Here is a 641-nt window from a genome sequence, read left to right on the forward strand (position 1 = left end):
CCTCAACGGGACAGGCACCAAGACTGAACCCGGTGCTGTTGAACTGCGTGCCAACAAGGAAAAAGCCGATGAAATCGGGTGGAAGCAGGGCGATAAGATAAAGGGGCGATTCCACCAAATATATGCAGATAATGCTGCTGATCTAAAGAGGTTAATAGGCATCCTGAATGGAACGGCCTAGGAAGGATTAAGAAGAATGGCACAGGGCAATCGTTTAGTTGCTGGGCTTGACCCGTGGTTTGAGCAGCGCGGGTATACACGTTCGGGGAGGAAAACTGAGTGGAAGAAGAGCCTGCCTGGGGGGGTTGAATTACGTAGTGAAGCTACGTTGATTTTGTATGGCGAACCTGAACCAGAGTCGTCGCTTGTGCAGTTTGTGCGGTTGCCGAAGTTTGCGAAGTTAGACAGGGCGGCTATCGCGAATAGTTCTTTTCGGGGGGATCCTGGTGGTAGCGCGGGTCTTGTTCTTCGCCCGCGGGTGCGTCTTAAGCGCCAGCCTCGTGAGATTGATGGGGTGGGCCCGAAATGGGAAGAATTTCTTGCGCAGTTCGGTCCTGTCATTGAGGCCAATGAGGCGCAACTGCGTGAGCACGCTGAGGATCTACGCCCTGTGGTGGATGGTCCATATTTTGATCTTGCGT

General features: G+C 53.2%; 2 protein-coding genes. Both read left to right on the forward strand.

Annotation, left to right across the window (positions count from 1 at the left end):
- Window positions 1–181 (forward strand): hypothetical protein (locus HMPREF3101_RS12235; RefSeq protein ID WP_210386156.1); only part of this gene is annotated, 181 nt, incomplete at its 5' end.
- Window positions 182–367: 186 nt separating this feature from the next.
- Window positions 368–641 (forward strand): hypothetical protein (locus HMPREF3101_RS12025; RefSeq protein ID WP_168160144.1); only part of this gene is annotated, 274 nt, incomplete at its 3' end.

Origin of the sequence: Corynebacterium sp. HMSC29G08, from assembly GCF_001806875.1 — a bacterium.
In the GTDB taxonomy this organism is placed as follows: domain Bacteria; phylum Actinomycetota; class Actinomycetes; order Mycobacteriales; family Mycobacteriaceae; genus Corynebacterium.